The organism is Photorhabdus sp. CRCIA-P01 (assembly GCF_003545805.1).
GTDB lineage: Bacteria > Pseudomonadota > Gammaproteobacteria > Enterobacterales > Enterobacteriaceae > Photorhabdus > Photorhabdus antumapuensis.
The window spans coordinates 1-16,283 of record NZ_NMQR01000037.1 but is presented as its reverse complement, the minus strand read 5'-3'; the positions used below and the strand labels follow the sequence as shown (position 1 = coordinate 16,283).

General features: G+C 46.5%; 13 protein-coding genes. 10 read left to right on the top strand and 3 right to left on the bottom strand.

Annotated features, from left to right (window positions below):
• Position 1: 1 nt before the first annotated feature.
• From nuoE to nuoN, 10 genes are all read left to right on the top strand, one after another.
• Entirely contained in the window at positions 2 to 550 is a 549-nt protein-coding gene (gene nuoE / locus D3222_RS18200; RefSeq protein ID WP_046975740.1) for an NADH-quinone oxidoreductase subunit NuoE, read from the top strand.
• Positions 547 to 1,911: an NADH-quinone oxidoreductase subunit NuoF gene (gene nuoF, locus D3222_RS18195; protein WP_118987415.1), complete on the top strand. Its 1,365-nt coding sequence runs from the start codon at positions 547 to 549 to the stop codon at positions 1,909 to 1,911. Before nuoE ends, nuoF begins: the two co-directional genes overlap by 4 nt.
• Positions 1,912 to 1,986: 75 nt before the next feature.
• Positions 1,987 to 4,713: an NADH-quinone oxidoreductase subunit NuoG gene (gene nuoG, locus D3222_RS18190; protein ID WP_118987430.1), complete on the top strand. Its 2,727-nt coding sequence runs from the start codon at positions 1,987 to 1,989 to the stop codon at positions 4,711 to 4,713.
• Positions 4,710 to 5,687, top strand: a complete 978-nt coding sequence (gene nuoH / locus D3222_RS18185) for an NADH-quinone oxidoreductase subunit NuoH (protein WP_118987414.1) — start codon at positions 4,710 to 4,712, stop codon at positions 5,685 to 5,687. Before nuoG ends, nuoH begins: the two co-directional genes overlap by 4 nt.
• Before the next feature lie 14 nt (positions 5,688 to 5,701).
• Entirely contained in the window at positions 5,702 to 6,244 is a 543-nt protein-coding gene (nuoI, locus tag D3222_RS18180) for an NADH-quinone oxidoreductase subunit NuoI (RefSeq protein WP_118987413.1), read from the top strand.
• 12 nt (positions 6,245 to 6,256) lie between these two features.
• Positions 6,257 to 6,802 (top strand): NADH-quinone oxidoreductase subunit J, encoded by a 546-nt coding sequence (nuoJ, locus tag D3222_RS18175; protein WP_118987412.1) that lies wholly within the window; start codon positions 6,257 to 6,259, stop codon positions 6,800 to 6,802.
• The gene (gene nuoK / locus D3222_RS18170) at positions 6,799 to 7,101 is read left to right on the top strand and encodes an NADH-quinone oxidoreductase subunit NuoK (protein WP_011147297.1); all 303 of its coding nucleotides are present in this window, start codon (positions 6,799 to 6,801) and stop codon (positions 7,099 to 7,101) included. The genes nuoJ and nuoK overlap by 4 nt, the downstream gene beginning before the upstream one ends.
• Positions 7,098 to 8,945 carry an NADH-quinone oxidoreductase subunit L gene (gene nuoL, locus D3222_RS18165; protein ID WP_118987411.1) on the top strand — a complete coding sequence of 616 codons (1,848 nt, stop codon included), beginning with the start codon at positions 7,098 to 7,100 and terminating at the stop codon, positions 8,943 to 8,945. The genes nuoK and nuoL overlap by 4 nt, the downstream gene beginning before the upstream one ends.
• 20 nt (positions 8,946 to 8,965) lie before the next feature.
• Positions 8,966 to 10,498 carry an NADH-quinone oxidoreductase subunit M gene (nuoM, locus tag D3222_RS18160; RefSeq protein ID WP_118987410.1) on the top strand — a complete coding sequence of 511 codons (1,533 nt, stop codon included), beginning with the start codon at positions 8,966 to 8,968 and terminating at the stop codon, positions 10,496 to 10,498.
• Positions 10,499 to 10,504: 6 nt separating this feature from the next.
• Positions 10,505 to 11,962, top strand: a complete 1,458-nt coding sequence (gene nuoN / locus D3222_RS18155) for an NADH-quinone oxidoreductase subunit NuoN (RefSeq protein ID WP_118987409.1) — start codon at positions 10,505 to 10,507, stop codon at positions 11,960 to 11,962.
• Between the two features lie 883 nt (positions 11,963 to 12,845).
• Here the strand turns inward: nuoN and D3222_RS18150 are convergent.
• From D3222_RS18150 to D3222_RS18140, 3 genes are all read right to left on the bottom strand, one after another.
• Positions 12,846 to 13,376 (bottom strand): hypothetical protein, encoded by a 531-nt coding sequence (locus D3222_RS18150; RefSeq protein WP_118987408.1) that lies wholly within the window; start codon positions 13,374 to 13,376, stop codon positions 12,846 to 12,848.
• 379 nt (positions 13,377 to 13,755) lie between these two features.
• The gene (locus tag D3222_RS18145) at positions 13,756 to 14,817 is read right to left on the bottom strand and encodes an alpha-xenorhabdolysin family binary toxin subunit B (protein ID WP_118987407.1); all 1,062 of its coding nucleotides are present in this window, start codon (positions 14,815 to 14,817) and stop codon (positions 13,756 to 13,758) included.
• A gap of 45 nt (positions 14,818 to 14,862) precedes the next feature.
• Positions 14,863 to 16,089, bottom strand: a complete 1,227-nt coding sequence (locus D3222_RS18140) for an alpha-xenorhabdolysin family binary toxin subunit A (RefSeq protein WP_118987406.1) — start codon at positions 16,087 to 16,089, stop codon at positions 14,863 to 14,865.
• Positions 16,090 to 16,283 lie beyond the last annotated feature (194 nt).

Below are 16,283 nucleotides of genomic sequence, written 5' to 3'. Positions count from 1 at the left end.
TATGCAAAGTGAAATTAACGCGAATGCTCAACAGGCGCGCCTTGATGTGGTTAACGTGACAGAGTCTCAGGCAAAAGCAGATTTTGTACTGAGTACCGAAGAGCACGATGCGATTGAGCATGAAAAACACCACTACGAAGATCCGCGTGCCGCTTCTATTGAAGCATTGAAAATTGTGCAGAAGCATCGTGGTTGGGTGCCGGATGGCGCCATTTACGCGATTGCTGATGTGCTTGGTATTCCCGCCAGTGATGTGGAAGGTGTGGCAACGTTCTACAGCCAGATTTACCGTCAACCTGTGGGCCGCCATATTATCCGTTACTGTGACAGCGTGGTTTGCCACATTACCGGTTATCAGGATGTCCAGGCCGCTATTGAAAGGCATTTGAAGATCTGTCCGGGGCAGACGACACAAGACGGGCGTTTTACGCTGCTGCCAACCTGTTGTCTGGGTAACTGTGATAAAGGTCCGACCATGATGATCGATGACGATACTCACAGTTCTGTCAAACCTGAAGAGATTGAGAAGTTACTGGAGCAGTATCCATGACAGCACATTCAGGAATAAAAGAAATTATCCGTACTGAGGAAACCCATCCTCTTACCTGGCGCTTGCGTGATGATAAACAGCCGGTATGGCTGGATGAGTACCGCAGCAAAAGTGGTTATCGCGGTGCTGAAAAAGCGCTGAAAGGCATGGCTCCGGTTGAAGTGGTTTCTCTGGTAAAAGACGCTGGGTTGAAAGGCCGTGGAGGTGCCGGTTTCTCCACCGGTCTGAAATGGAGTCTGATGCCAAAAGATGAAAGCATGAATATCCGTTATCTGCTGTGTAACGCAGATGAAATGGAGCCGGGTACTTACAAAGATCGCCTGTTAATGGAGCAACTTCCTCACCTGTTGGTGGAAGGGATGCTGATCAGTGCGTTTGCCCTGAAAGCTTATCGTGGCTATATCTTCCTGCGTGGTGAATATGTGGAAGCGGCGGTGCATCTGCGTAAAGCCATTGAAGAAGCTAAAGCGGCAGGTTTGCTGGGTAAAAACATTATGGGCAGTGGCTTTGATTTTGAGCTGTTTGTGCATACTGGTGCAGGGCGTTATATTTGTGGTGAAGAGACCGCGCTGATTAATTCCCTGGAAGGCCGCCGGGCTAACCCTCGCTCAAAACCGCCATTTCCAGCCACTTCCGGTGCATGGGGCAAACCCACTTGTGTCAATAACGTTGAAACCTTATGCAACGTTCCCTCAATTCTTGAATTTGGTAAAGAGTGGTATATCGGCCTGAGTGCAGGCAAGAGTAAAGATGCCGGTACCAAACTGATGGGATTCTCCGGTCGGGTGAAAAATCCGGGGTTGTGGGAACTGCCATTCGGTGTGACTGCCCGTGAAATTCTTGAAGATTATGCTGGTGGCATGCGTGATGGCCTGAAATTCAAAGCGTGGCAACCGGGTGGCGCAGGAACAGACTTCCTGACCGCTGACCATCTGGATCTGCCAATGGATTTCGAAAATATCGCTAAAGCGGGCAGCCGTCTGGGCACTGCATTGGCAATGGCTGTTGACCACGAAATCAACATGGTTTCTCTGACCCGTAACCTTGAAGAGTTCTTTTCCCGTGAATCCTGCGGCTGGTGTACACCATGCCGTGACGGACTGCCGTGGAGCGTGAAAATTCTGCGGGCATTAGAACGTGGGGAAGGGCAGCCAGGGGATATCGAAACGCTGGAACAGCTCTGTCGCTTCCTTGGGCCGGGTAATACATTCTGTGCTCATGCACCCGGGGCCGTGGAACCCTTACAGAGTGCCATCAAATATTTCCGTGATGAATTCGAAGCTGGAATTGTGACCAAAAACTATGGGAATTCCCACCTGATTGCGGGTATCCAACCAAACCTGCTAAAGCAGCGTTGGTAATGGGTTCTTCACGAAATTAGCAGAATTTTTGATTAACACTTGCTGAAAAGCAGGTCACTTGGAAGCATGCTGACTATGGCTACGATACATGTAGACGGCAAAAAATATGATGTAGACGGGGCTGATAACCTGTTACAAGCTTGCCTCTCTTTGGGGCTAGATATTCCTTATTTTTGCTGGCATCCAGCGCTGGGAAGCGTTGGCGCTTGCCGCCAATGTGCGGTAAAGCAATACCAAAATGCGGATGATACGCGTGGTCGTCTGATTATGTCCTGTATGACTCCGGCAATGGATGGCACCTTTATCTCTATTGATGATGAAGAGGCTAAACAGTTCCGTGAGAGTGTGGTTGAGTGGTTAATGACTAACCACCCGCATGATTGCCCGGTGTGTGAAGAAGGGGGCAACTGCCACTTGCAGGATATGACTGTGATGACGGGTCATACATTCCGTAAATATCGTTTTACTAAACGGACTCATAACAATCAGGAATTGGGGCCATTTATTTCTCATGAAATGAACCGCTGCATTGCCTGTTATCGTTGTGTGCGCTACTACAACGACTATGCTGACGGCACGGATTTTGGTGTCTATGGCGCTCACGATAATATCTATTTCGGTCGCACTGAAAGCGGCACTTTGGAAAGTGAATTCTCCGGTAATTTGGTCGAAATCTGCCCGACCGGGGTATTCACGGACAAAACCCATTCTGAACGTTATAACCGTAAATGGGACATGCAGTTTGCGCCAAGCATCTGCCAGCAGTGCAGTATTGGTTGTAACACCAGTCCGGGGGAGCGTTATGGTGAATTACGCCGTATCGAGAACCGTTATAACGGGACGGTAAACCACTACTTTATGTGTGACCGTGGTCGTTTCGGTTACGGTTATGTCAACCGTCAAGATCGCCCTCGTCAACCACGGCAATTGCGTGGTGATCATTGGATCTCGCTTAACGCTGAACAGGCCATGCAGGGTGGGGCGGATATTTTGCGTCAGTCCAAAAATGCCATCGGTATCGGTTCTCCCCGCGCCAGTCTGGAAAGCAACTTTGCCCTGCGTGAACTGGTGGGTGCGGAAAACTTCTATAGTGGGATTGCGGCGGCTGAACAACAACGGCTTGATATGATGCTGGAAATTCTGCAACAGGGTGGTGTTTATACACCGTCGCTGCGTGAAATTGAAAGTTATGATGCGGTACTGATTTTAGGCGAAGATTTAACGCAAACCGGTGCCCGGATGGCACTGTCCGTTCGTCAGGCTGTGAAAGGCAAAGCCCGCGAAATGGCGGCTGCTCAGAAAGTTGCTGATTGGCAGATTGCCGCGGTGATGAATATTGGTCAGCGTGCCAAATATCCTCTGTTTGTGACCAACGTGGATGATACCCGTCTGGATGATATCGCAGCGTGGAATTATCGTGCGCCGGTTGATGATCAGGCTCGTTTTGGTTTCGCGGTCGCTCATGCATTGGATAACACGGCGCCGGCAGTCGAGAATTTGCCTGACGAACTGAAAGCCAAAGTGGATATGGTTGCGCAAGCATTGCTCGGCGCGAAGAAACCGCTGATTATCAGCGGCAGTAACGTGGGTAGTGATGCGATTATTCAGGCGGCAGCCAATGTTGCCTGGGCGCTGAAAGATCGAGGCTCGGATGTCGGTCTGTCGTTTGTCGCGATCTATGCGAATAGTATTGGATTGGGAATGATGGAGGCTCAGCCACTGGATGTTGCGCTGCAACGGATAAGCAGTGGTAAATCTGATACGGTTATCGTGATGGAAAATGATCTCTATCGGCATGCCGCAGCAGATAAGGTGGACGATGCACTGAACAATCTGAAAAACCTGGTTGTGATTGACCATCAGCGCACTGCCATCATGGATAAAGCCCATTTGATTCTGCCAGCTTCGAGCTTTGCGGAAAGTGACGGTACGCTGGTGAATCAGGAGGGGCGTGCACAGCGTTACTTCCAAGTTTTCGAACCCTCTTTCTACGACAAATCGGTGGTGATGCTGGAGAGTTGGCGTTGGTTGCACTCCTTGCATACAACTTATTCTGAACGCCATTTGGATTGGACGCAACTTGACCATGTAATTGATGCCTGTGTTGAAGCAATGCCACAGCTCAAAGGTATTGTTGATGCAGCGCCTGATTCTACATTCCGCATCCGTGGTCAGAAACTGGCACGTTCACCGCACCGTTACAGCGGTCGTACTGCTATGTTGGCGAATCTCAGCGTACATGAGCAACGTCAGCCGCAGGATGTTGATTCGCCATTTGCTTTCTCAATGGAAGGTAACAATAGCCCTAATGCCTATCGCCAGCAGGTGCCATTTGCATGGGCACCGGGCTGGAACTCACCACAGGCTTGGAACAAATTCCAGGCGGAGGTCGGTGGTCATCTGCGCTTTGGCGATCCTGGTGTGCGTCTGATTGAAACAACTGACGGGGGTTTGAACTATTTTGATCAAATTCCGACAGCATTTACTGCACAAAATAACCAATGGACAGTGGCTCCTTACCATCACCTGTTTGGTAGTGAAGAGTTAACTCAGCGTTCCGATGTGATTCAGGAACGCATGTCGGAGCCTTATGTGATGCTCAATAGCAAAGATGCGGATCAATTGGGTGTGAAAACGGGTTCTGTTCTGGAGTTTGATTGTTTTGGTCAGCAACTGCGTCTGGCAGTTCGTCTGAGTGAAAATCTTGCTCAAGGGCAGATTGGTTTGCCAATGGGAATGCCGGGTATTCCTCCGGTATTGGCAGGGGTTTCCGTGAATAATCTGCGGGAGGTTGCACAATGAGTTGGTTAACCCCCGAAATTATTGATGTGCTGATCGCTGTTCTGAAGGCAGTAGTGATCTTGGTAGTGGTGGTTGTCTGTGGGGCATTGATGAGCTTTGGTGAACGTCGTTTGCTAGGGCTGTTTCAAAACCGTTATGGACCTAACCGCGTAGGTTGGGGCGGATCGTTACAGATCGTCGCTGACATGATCAAAATGTTCTTCAAGGAGGACTGGGTCCCCCGTTTTGCGGACAGAATGATCTTTACCTTGGCGCCGGTGATTGGTTTCGTTTCTCTGTTGTTGGCATTTGCCATTGTGCCGATCACGCCGAATTGGATGGCCGCTGATCTGGACATCGGCATTTTGTTCTTCATGATGATGGCGGGTCTGGCTGTCTATGCGGTGCTGTTTGCTGGATGGTCAAGTAACAACAAATACTCGTTACTGGGGGCAATGCGTGCTTCCGCGCAGACACTGAGTTACGAAGTGTTTATTGGTCTCTCTTTTATGGGCGTTGTTGCGCAGGCAGATTCCTTCAATATGGTGGATATCGTCAATGCACAAGAGCATATGTGGAATGTCATTCCTCAGTTCTTTGGCTTCTTGACTTTTGCTATCGCGGGTGTGGCGGTGTGTCACCGTCATCCATTTGACCAGCCGGAAGCAGAACAGGAGCTGGCTGATGGTTATCATATTGAATATTCCGGTATGAAATTCGGTCTGTTCTTCGTGGGTGAATATATCGGTATTGTCACGGTTTCCGCCCTGATTGTGACAATGTTCTTTGGTGGTTGGCATGGTCCGTTCCTGCCGCCGTTTGTCTGGTTTGCGTTGAAAACGGCATTCTTCATGGTGATGTTCATCCTGATACGTGCCTCTTTACCGCGTCCGCGTTATGACCAGGTGATGGCGTTTGGCTGGAAAATCTGTCTGCCGCTGACCTTACTTAACCTGCTGGCAACTGCGGCAGTGATTTTGTACAACGCTCAATAAGGGGGGAATGAACCATGACATTGAAAGAGTTAGTGGTTGGTTTTGCCACCCAGGTACGCAGTATTTGGATGATTGGCTTGCATGCCTTTCATAAGCGCGAAACCCAAATGTATCCAGAGGAACCGGTTTATCTGCCACCCCGTTACCGTGGCCGTATTGTGTTGACGCGCGATCCGGACGGTGAAGAGCGTTGTGTTGCCTGTAACCTGTGTGCGGCAGTTTGCCCGGTCGGTTGTATCTCGTTGCAAAAGGCCGAGCATAAAGATGGCCGCTGGTATCCAGAGTTTTTCCGCATTAACTTCTCACGCTGCATTTTCTGCGGCTTGTGCGAAGAGGCTTGCCCGACCACCGCAATCCAGTTAACACCGGATTTCGAAATGGGAGAGTTTAAGCGCCAGGATCTGGTGTATGAAAAAGATGACCTGACGATTTCAGGGCCAGGTAAATATCCTGATTATAACTTTTACCGTAAGACAGGTATGGCGATTGACGGCAAATCAAAAGGTGAAGCCGACGACGAAGCAAAACCTATCGACGTTAAAAGCCTGTTGCCGTAAGGAGCGATATTCATGGAATTTACGTTTTATACCGCCGGGCTGGTTGCGATATTGGCAACCATCAGGGTGATTACACACACTAATCCGATACACGCGCTTTTGTATTTGATTGTTTCTTTGCTGGCGCTTTCAGCGGTGTTTTTTTCGCTGGGTGCTTATTTTGCCGCAGCGCTGGAGATCATCGTTTACGCCGGGGCCATTATGGTGCTGTTCGTTTTCGTGGTGATGATGCTTAACCTTGGCAGATCTGTTGTTGAACAGGAGCGTATTTGGCTGAAACCGCGAACCTGGGTTGGTCCGGGGATACTGTCAGCCGTGCTGCTTGTTGTGCTGGTGTATAGCATTATCAATGTTTCTCATGGCGATATTGCAGACAATATCACGGGTGAAGTTATTAGTGCTAAAGAAGTGGGGATCAGTTTATTTGGTCCGTATGTATTGGCTGTTGAACTGGCTTCCTTGCTATTACTTGCCGGTATGGTGGTGGCGTATCACATAGGCCGTGAGCATAAACAGGGTGAAGTGCTCAGCAACCGAAATGCGGAGGAACAACCATGATACCTCTTCAACATGGACTGATTTTGGCGGCAATTCTATTTGTGTTGGGCCTGACCGGGCTCATCATCCGCCGTAATCTGTTGTTTATGTTAATTGGCCTTGAAGTGATGATTAATGCTGCGGCCCTGGCTTTTGTTGTGGTAGGCAGCTATTGGGGCCAGCCAGATGGTCAAGTGATGTTTATTTTGGCTATCAGCTTGGCGGCGGCAGAGGCGAGTATTGGCCTGGCGCTGTTATTGCAGCTCTATCGTCGTCGCCAGAATCTGAATATTGATACAGTCAGTGAGATGCGCGGATGAACTTACTCTATTTAACAATTCTGCTGCCACTGCTGGGATTTTTGCTGTTAGCATTTTCCCGTGGCCGCTGGTCTGAAAACACATCAGCCACCGTTGGGATTGGTTCTGTTGGCTTGGCTGCGCTGGTGACGTTGTGGGTTGCTATTGATTTCAACAGCCAGAATGCGGCGGGTGATCTGATTTACAGCCAAAACCTGTGGAACTGGATGGAAGTCGGGGATTTCAGTATTCCTTTCACGTTGGTTCTTGATGGTTTGTCTCTGACCATGCTGAGTGTGGTCACCGGTGTCGGTTTCCTGATCCATATGTATGCCTCATGGTATATGCGTGGTGAAGAGGGGTATTCCCGTTTCTTCGCTTATACCAACCTGTTTATCGCCAGCATGGTGATACTGGTTCTGGCAGATAACATGATGCTGATGTATCTCGGTTGGGAAGGGGTGGGGCTGTGCAGTTATCTGCTGATTGGCTTCTACTATACCAACCCGGCAAATGGTGCCGCGGCAATGAAAGCCTTTGTCGTTACCCGTGTGGGTGACGTCTTCCTGGCTATCGGCATGTTTATTCTGTATGACAATCTGGGAACCCTGAACTTCCGCGAGTTGGCGGTTTTGGCGCCGCAACATCTGGAAGCCGGTTCTTCGGTGATGACTTGGGCGACCCTGATGATATTAGGGGGAGCAGTCGGTAAATCAGCCCAATTGCCGCTACAAACCTGGTTGGCTGATGCGATGGCTGGCCCGACGCCGGTTTCTGCGCTGATCCACGCCGCCACGATGGTGACCGCTGGGGTTTATCTGGTTGCCCGTAGCCACGGCCTGTTCTTGATGGCGCCAGAAATCCTGCAACTGGTTGGCACTGTCGGTGCTGTCACGCTGGTGTTGGCTGGTTTTGCTGCGTTAGTGCAAACCGATATTAAGCGTGTATTGGCTTACTCAACCATGAGCCAGATTGGCTACATGTTCCTGGCATTGGGGGTTCAGGCGTGGGATGCGGCAATCTTCCACCTGATGACTCACGCTTTCTTTAAGGCGCTGTTGTTCCTGGCATCGGGTTCCGTCATTCTGGCCTGTCATCACGAGCAGAATATTTTCAAAATGGGTGGATTGCGTAAATCCATTCCGTTGGTTTATGTCTGCTTCTTGGTCGGTGGTGCGGCGTTATCAGCGTTGCCAATCGTCACTGCCGGTTTCTACAGTAAAGATGAAATTCTGTGGGGAGCAATGTCACATGGTCATATCAACCTAATGCTGGCGGGTCTGGCGGGGGCATTTATGACTTCTTTGTATACCTTCCGCATGATTTTCATCGTATTCCACGGTGAGGCGAAAACAAAAGCCCATCCTGTTAAAGGTATTACCCATCATCTGCCGTTACTGGTATTGCTGGTGCTTTCCACCTTTGTGGGCGCACTAATTGTGCCACCATTGGCGGGTGTGTTGCCGGGAAGCCATTCAACGGATCATACAGGAAAAATGACCCTGGAAGTGGTTTCTGGTGTGATCGCGGTAGCGGGTATTTTGCTAGCAATGGCACTGTATTTGGGTAAACGTCAGTTAGTGAATGGTGTGGCACAAAGTGCTCCGGGCCGTTTCTTCTCCGTGTGGTGGTTTAATGCCTGGGGCTTTGATGTTCTCTATGACTGGATATTTGTTAAGCCGTTCAAGAACATTACACATTTATTGCGAAACGATCCGCTAAATTCACTGATGAATATTCCTGCGGTGTTATCACGCTGGAGTAATAAAGGTCTTAGCCTGAGTGAAAATGGACAGGTCCGTTGGTACGTTGCCTCTATGGGGTTGGGTGCAGTGCTGGTTTTAGCTCTGCTGCTACTGGTTTAATTTAAGGGATACATTGCGCCATGCTATTACCTTGGCTATTACCTTGGCTAATTCTTATGCCTTTCATCGGTGGTCTGTTGAGTTGGCAGGCTGAACGCTTCGGTACCCGTGTACCACGTTGGATCGCGTTAATTTCGATGGGGTTGACTCTGGTGCTCTCTCTGCAACTGTGGTTGCAGGGGGGCTACACCCTAGCGAATCCGCAAGGGATCCCTCAATGGCAATTAGAATTTCTTATGCCGTGGATCCCACGTTTTGGTATCAGTATTCACCTGGCTTTGGATGGCTTATCGCTGCTGATGGTGGTGTTGACTGCGCTACTGGGGCTGATGGCTATTCTCTGTTCATGGACGGAAAATCAGCCGTATCAGGGCTTTTTCCACTTGAACTTGCTGTGGATCCTGGGTGGTGTGATGGGGGTGTTCCTCGCTATCGACATGTTCCTATTCTTCTTCTTCTGGGAAATGATGTTGGTGCCGATGTACTTCCTGATTGCATTGTGGGGGCACCGAGGCTCAGGCGGTAAAACCCGTATCACCGCGGCGACCAAGTTTTTCATTTACACCCAGGCCAGTGGCTTGGTGATGCTGATTGCGATTCTGGCGCTGGTCCTGGTTCACTATAACGGGACAGGTGAGTGGACATTCAGCTATGAAAAACTGCTGAATACACCAATGTCACATACCGTTCAATACTTGCTGATGCTCGGTTTCTTCATTGCGTTTGCCGTGAAAATGCCGGTTGTGCCTTTACATGGGTGGTTACCTGATGCGCACAGTCAGGCACCAACAGCGGGTTCTGTTGACTTGGCAGGTATTTTGCTGAAAACGGCGGGTTATGGTCTGTTGCGTTTCGCTTTGCCACTGTTCCCGGAAGCTTCTCATGAGTTCACACCGATTGCGATGTGGTTCGGTGTGCTTGGGATCTTCTATGGCGCATGGATGGCATTTAGCCAGACAGATATCAAACGCTTGATTGCTTATACCAGTATTTCTCATATGGGGTTTGTGTTAATCGCGATCTATTCTGGCAGCCAGCTTGCTTACCAGGGGGCAATTATTCAGATGATTGCTCATGGTCTGTCAGCCGCGGGTCTGTTTATTCTCTGTGGGCAGCTTTATGAGCGCTTACATACCCGTGATATGAATCTTATGGGTGGTTTGTGGAAACGTGTGCAGTTCCTGCCTGCGTTATCGCTCTCTTTTGCCGTGGCGACACTGGGGATGCCGGGGACCGGTAACTTCGTCGGTGAATTTATGATCCTGTTTGGTAGTTTTAGTGAATTTCCGTTAATTATAACGATTTCTGTGTTTGGTCTGGTCTTCGCTTCTGTCTATGCCCTGTATATGATGCAGCGTGCTTACTACGGTGAGTCAAAATCAGATGAACCACTAAGACGGATGGATATGCGAGAAGTATCCATTGTAATGGTGCTGTTGATATTACTGGTGGTGATGGGTTTCTACCCACAACCTATCCTTGATACTTCAGCGGCAGCGATGGATAACATCCAGACCTGGTATTCAGCTTCAATTTCAACTACAAGGCCGTAATTCGCCATGACAATAACTCCTCAACAACTGATCGCGCTGTTACCGCTGTTGATCGTCGGATTGACGGTAGTAGTTGTGATGCTGTCCATTGCGTGGCGACGCGATCACTTTATTAATACCACTTTGACCGTGATAGGTTTGAATCTGGCTCTGCTGTCTCTCTATTTTGTCGGACAGCAAGAAGCGATGGATGTCACTCCACTGGTTCATGTGGATCGCTATGCTATGCTCTATATCGGTCTCGTGCTGGTTGCAAGCCTGGCAACGACGACGTTCGCCTATTCCTGGCTAGAAAATTATCCAGATAACAAAGAAGAGTTCTATTTACTGGTGCTGATTGCGACAGTGGGCGGGATTCTTCTGGCTTGTGCAAACCACTTGGCATCATTGTTTATCGGTATTGAGTTATTAACTTTGCCGCTGTTTGGTTTGATTGGTTATGCCTATCGTCAGAAACGCTCTCTGGAAGCGGCTATCAAGTATATGCTGCTGTCCGCGGCAGCCTCTTCTTTCATGCTGTTTGGTATAGCGTTGCTCTATGCGGAATCAGGCGATCTCTCTTTTGCCGCATTGGGGCATCGTTTGTCTGACAGCTATATCTATCAACCTTTGATACTGTCAGGCTTGGGTATGCTGGTTGTTGGCCTTGGCTTCAAATTATCATTGGTACCTTTCCATCTCTGGACACCGGATGTTTATCAGGGTGCGCCCGCGCCGGTCTCTACCTTCTTGGCAACAGCCAGTAAGATAGCGATTTTCGCAGTAGTGATACGTCTATTCGTTGAAGCGCCAATGGCGGACAGTGAAGCATTGCGTACGGTATTAACCGTTATTGCGATTGCTTCTATGTTGTTCGGTAACTTGATGGCGCTGACCCAGACGAATATCAAACGTCTGCTGGGTTACTCTTCTATTGCTCACCTGGGTTATCTGCTGGTGGCGCTGGTGGCGGTACAGAATCACCAGCTTTCAGAAGAAACGGTCGGTATCTATCTGGCCGGTTATCTGTTTAGCAGTATCGGTGCATTTGGCGTTGTTAGCCTCATGTCCAGCCCATATAAAGGGCCGGATGCAGATTCCCTCTACTCATACCGTGGCCTGTTTTGGCATAAACCTATCTTGTCTGCGGTGATGACCGTGATGATGTTGTCACTGGCGGGGATTCCAATGACGTTTGGCTTTATTGGTAAGTTCTACGTCATTGTCTTAGGTGTGCAAGCGGAGCTGTGGTGGTTGACGGGTGCTGTGGTTGTGGGTAGTGCTATTGGCCTGTATTACTATCTACGGGTCATGGTCAGTTTGTACTTGCCTGCGCCGAAAGCGCTTAATCGTGACACACCAAGGAACTGGGCATCGACTGCCGGCGGGATGGTTGTTCTGATTTCCGCATTATTGGTACTGGCGCTAGGTATTTGGCCTCAACCGTTGATTGATGTGATACAGCAAGCGAAAATTATTCTCTAAATAGCCAGTCGGTTGTTACGGATTATTTGGAATATAAAAACCCGGTAAGATTATCCTTACCGGGTCAGTTTTGAAAAGACTTGGGTTATAAAAATAAAATCTTTTATTTATTAAAACAGTCTCGTCATATGATTTTAGGTTTTCTCTTAAAACCATGTCTATTTAAATGATGTTTAAATAAATCAGTAAATTCATTTAATAATATTTTATTACAGGGAATCGGATTCTTTATAAACGATTATTTAACTGGCTGATAAAAAAGTTTAATTCCCAGTTGAAAACGTTATTAAAATCGGTTGATTTTTTAAATATATTGCCTTGTTAACCTGTTTTATATTCTTATTTGCCTTTTTTACGGGGTATAAATGAGATTTCAAAATGGTTATACATCTTATGTCACTTATAATTCTATGTATAACAATGAGTTGAAAATGGTCATGTGTAGTAGAATTATGAAACGTTATTTATAATCATTAATAAAGTTAATTATTTTTCTCATTTTTCACTGATGGCTTTATGATGAGCAGGTTTTAAACGGCTATTAAAAGCCATTTTTTTAACCTTTGGTTTTAATCGTTGTTTTTACTGCTCTTACTACCTGATTTCTATTAAGTTTAATCATCATGGTATATACCTAATAGATTTCGAGTTGCAGCGCGGCGGCAAGTGAACGAATCCCCAGGAGCATAGACAACTATGTGACTGGGGTGAGTGAAAGAGAGTTTTCTTATTTTTCAATTAAAAATTCATTTAATTTCTCTAATTATCGCATCCAATCTGACTTATTCAAGAATATATTCAGGATAACATCTTTCACAGTAAACAACGTATTTAGAAATACGCCTTTGGCACATATCCAAAGGCGCGTCCTCAACAGTTCGTGTTAGTTGTAGTTTACCCAGCAGTCATAGGATGAAATGTACGGCGGCTGATACAACCCGACCGTGAGATTTCCGACTTTCATTTGCAGGGTAATCCTACAGTCTGCTGGAACATTCGCTCCTGCGGCATTGATCGTGGCCGAGTCGCTGGCTACATCCAGAAATGCTTCCCATGCCGTAGAATTATCCGGGGTGCTGATGAAAAGACGCAGCGTGATTTGATTTTGCCAGCCAGCCCAATTGACTCGGTCATAGGTACACTGAATGCTGTTCACAATTCCTGAAGGCGCCGGTCCGTTCGAGGGAGCTAAGGTTGTACCAGAAATATACGCTCCGCCTTGAGTTGGTTTAGGGCCGAAACCCGAACGATACCAACGTGGTCCGGTCTGTTGCGTGAGACTGTCCTCGGCTTCAATTTGCTGTTGTAGCAACTCCAGCAGAAATGAGTCTTCTTTGGTTAGGTCTACTTGGGTCAACGGAACAGTTTGTTCCTCTTTCAACAACATATTAGAGGGCAGAATTAGTTTGTTCACTTACATTCTCCTAGTTTATATCGAAAAGATGGTGGCGAGCATTAAAACATCACTCGATCATGCAATACAATCGATCATGCGACACAATCGATAATGCTGGACTGATGCTTATTAGAAGGGGAGATTTGTGAAAATCTTTCAGTTTCCGCGTAATGATATTATGTCTCCAATCTAGCAGACATGCGGCCCTGCTTATGTCTTTGGGGATGTTTTTAAATGGGTTGGTCAATAACCTGACCCGGTAAGATTATCCTTACCGGGTTATTGCAACTCATTGATAATACTCTTTTCCCCCTGAACTGTACTTCATACGACTTTTATTCACTTATCGTACTTAATAACTTGTATTGCCTGATAAAGGTCAAGGGGAAAGTTATATTTATTTCAGTAGAAGTCCGCTGTACTGCGACTCCAGATTATCGAGGTAATCTAACTGATCGTGTATGAGTTTAGTCAGGTTTTTCTGGTTGGTTTGATCCTCTATTGTTTCCTGTAGTTGGTCAGCAAAGATGCTCCATACTTGTTCCAGTTTAGTTGCCTGGAGTAATAGGGTAGCTCGTTCTTTGTCGATTTGATGCACATCATTTATCCCGGCAATCCGTTGTTCCACGTCTTTTAGCTGGGTTTTAAAATCGTCGCAATCCTCGGTTAATTGAGCGATTTGTTTATCCAATTTGATTCTGGCATCAGCTAGTTCAATATACTTGAGTCCAGTGGAGATATTGCTCAGAATCTTTTTAGCGATTTCAACTCCTTGTTTGATCGCCTGTTTTATCAGTTCTTTTTTAGGGCTATCCAGATTCAGTTTGTCCAGTTCACTGGTATTGGGAATATAGTCCTTAAACATATCGGCCAGATTATATTGACGGATGATATTTTGGCTTTCGATGAGCTTATCGCGATCTGGGATTAGCTTGGCCTTATTTTGCTCTTTCTGCGTGATATCGGCCTGCAATTCTTCTTTTCTTTCCTGTTCTTCTTTCAGACGCTCTTCCAGACGTTCTAAAATAACCACATTACGAACATTGGCAATTTTGCTGGCCATTATGTTAGCTTCGTTGTGTAAGTTGGAAATGACATTTTTGACATCTTTATCCAGATTGCTGATCTGTTCTGAACGTGCTTCCAACAGGGTATTTCGTGTCTCGTCATCCAATTCTTGATTTTCCAGAGCAGTATCAATTTCGATAATGGTCTGGAAATAGTCTTGAGGCGGGAGTTGCCTCAGGACAGCTTGTAGTTGAGGTACAGAGGCGCGAGCGGCTTCGTCGATATCACGACTGTATAAGCTTATCCGCAGAGTTTTTTCTTGGATGATTTCAATGCCTGATTTTTGCTGGTGCGTTAAACGCCAGATGTTTTTCACTGCTTGGCTCAAAGTTTTTACACTAATTTCTGGATAAGTGATAGTTTTCTGAGGGAAAGTAATGACTTCAGTCATTTTAAGACTCCTTTTTTCTATAGTCCTATTTAATACGGGGAACGATTAGTTATAGCGATGTTTGTATTCTTTCAACGCTTCATCGAAAACTTTGACTAATTGTTTAGCGGAACCTTCCACCTCTTTCCAAGGGTTTATGACTTGCTGGAATTTAGTTATAAAAGAGGTCAGGTTCAGTGCGTCGTTAATTTGAGTGAATTTATCTTTCGATGCATTGATCTGGGTCAGCATGGATTGCCACATGTAATCCAAATGATTCAGAGCCACTTCTGCATCCAGCAAACGGGTATCAATGTCGCTAAAATCAAGGGCTAAACCAGTAATAGATTTTTGTAATGCGCGTTTACCTTTGATGCTCTCTTCCAGACTGCGCACTTCTTCTATCAGCATGTTTTTCCGTTTTCGTACTTCCTCTGCCCTGGAACCAAAAATGCCGCCAGTAATAGCGAGGCCGATCAGTCCCCCTGCGATACCAGAGAAAGCCAAGCCTACGAATTTATCGTAGTCTTTCTTGAGTTGGATAATTTCTTCTTTTTTCTCAATGATTTTATCGTCCAGATCTCCGATGCTGACCGACATCTTATTGTCTTTCATCAGCTTTCGCTTATTTTCGACTTGTGGTTGTAAACCTAGAGCAATGCTGCCGTTTGACAATCTGCCACCAATCAGCTTTAGCTTGAAATCGGATACTTTGGTTTTGACCTTTTCAGTTTTCTCACGCTGTTTTTTAATATCATTTTTTATGGTGTCAAGGATTTCCTCTAGAACAGATGATACTTCTCTGTCTTCATGGGTGTAGGTGATCTCGGCGAGTTGTCGATCCGATATTTCTCCTAATCTCCTTTTTATGCGTGTGATAATTGGCATTTCATTAATGATGCTGATGATGTTTTCACCCGTTTCGGTGATTTGTGTGCCAATAACTTCCAGGTCTATGCTTTGTTGCAGAATATCGTTTTCCACATCGCTCCAGCTAAACGAGTGAGTGCGAATTTCTTCAAACAACGTGTGAATATCTTCGGGTTCTAATCCGGCGATCTCGATCTTTTGGTAACCCAAGTAGCTCTTCACTTCCTCAAGATTAAAAGGGAGTGATAGTCCTTTTTTAACATACAGTTTGATATTAATCAGATCTTCTTTGGTAAATATTCCTCCGGGGCGTGCAACACCTTCTTGTTTACCAGTCAGTAATTGCAAGGTAGCCGAGGGAATATCTGTTTCGTTCAGTGTTTTTTCCGCTGGAAGTTGAGCTAATAACATATATTTCTCCATTATTGGTTCTTGCTTTATTGAAAAATTATTAAATACATCAAGGCACAACCGAACGTCATAATACTCATGTTGTTAAATTAACGTTGTGTTTTTTATTGAATAATCTGAATTAAAAATACATATATTTGCATGATTAATTGTTGTAAAAATAGTTTAATTCATGAGTTTTATTAAATAATTGTCTACATTTATAT

Coding starts and splice junctions, on each gene's coding strand:
- nuoN (WP_118987409.1), top strand. CDS start 10,505: ATGACAATAACTCCTCAACAACTGATCGCGCTGTTACCGCTGTTGATC.
- nuoH (WP_118987414.1), top strand. CDS start 4,710: ATGAGTTGGTTAACCCCCGAAATTATTGATGTGCTGATCGCTGTTCTG.
- nuoK (WP_011147297.1), top strand. CDS start 6,799: ATGATACCTCTTCAACATGGACTGATTTTGGCGGCAATTCTATTTGTG.
- nuoJ (WP_118987412.1), top strand. CDS start 6,257: ATGGAATTTACGTTTTATACCGCCGGGCTGGTTGCGATATTGGCAACC.
- D3222_RS18145 (WP_118987407.1), bottom strand. CDS start 14,817: ATGACTGAAGTCATTACTTTCCCTCAGAAAACTATCACTTATCCAGAA.
- D3222_RS18140 (WP_118987406.1), bottom strand. CDS start 16,089: ATGGAGAAATATATGTTATTAGCTCAACTTCCAGCGGAAAAAACACTG.
- nuoI (WP_118987413.1), top strand. CDS start 5,702: ATGACATTGAAAGAGTTAGTGGTTGGTTTTGCCACCCAGGTACGCAGT.
- nuoL (WP_118987411.1), top strand. CDS start 7,098: ATGAACTTACTCTATTTAACAATTCTGCTGCCACTGCTGGGATTTTTG.
- nuoG (WP_118987430.1), top strand. CDS start 1,987: ATGGCTACGATACATGTAGACGGCAAAAAATATGATGTAGACGGGGCT.
- nuoE (WP_046975740.1), top strand. CDS start 2: ATGCAAAGTGAAATTAACGCGAATGCTCAACAGGCGCGCCTTGATGTG.
- nuoF (WP_118987415.1), top strand. CDS start 547: ATGACAGCACATTCAGGAATAAAAGAAATTATCCGTACTGAGGAAACC.
- nuoM (WP_118987410.1), top strand. CDS start 8,966: ATGCTATTACCTTGGCTATTACCTTGGCTAATTCTTATGCCTTTCATC.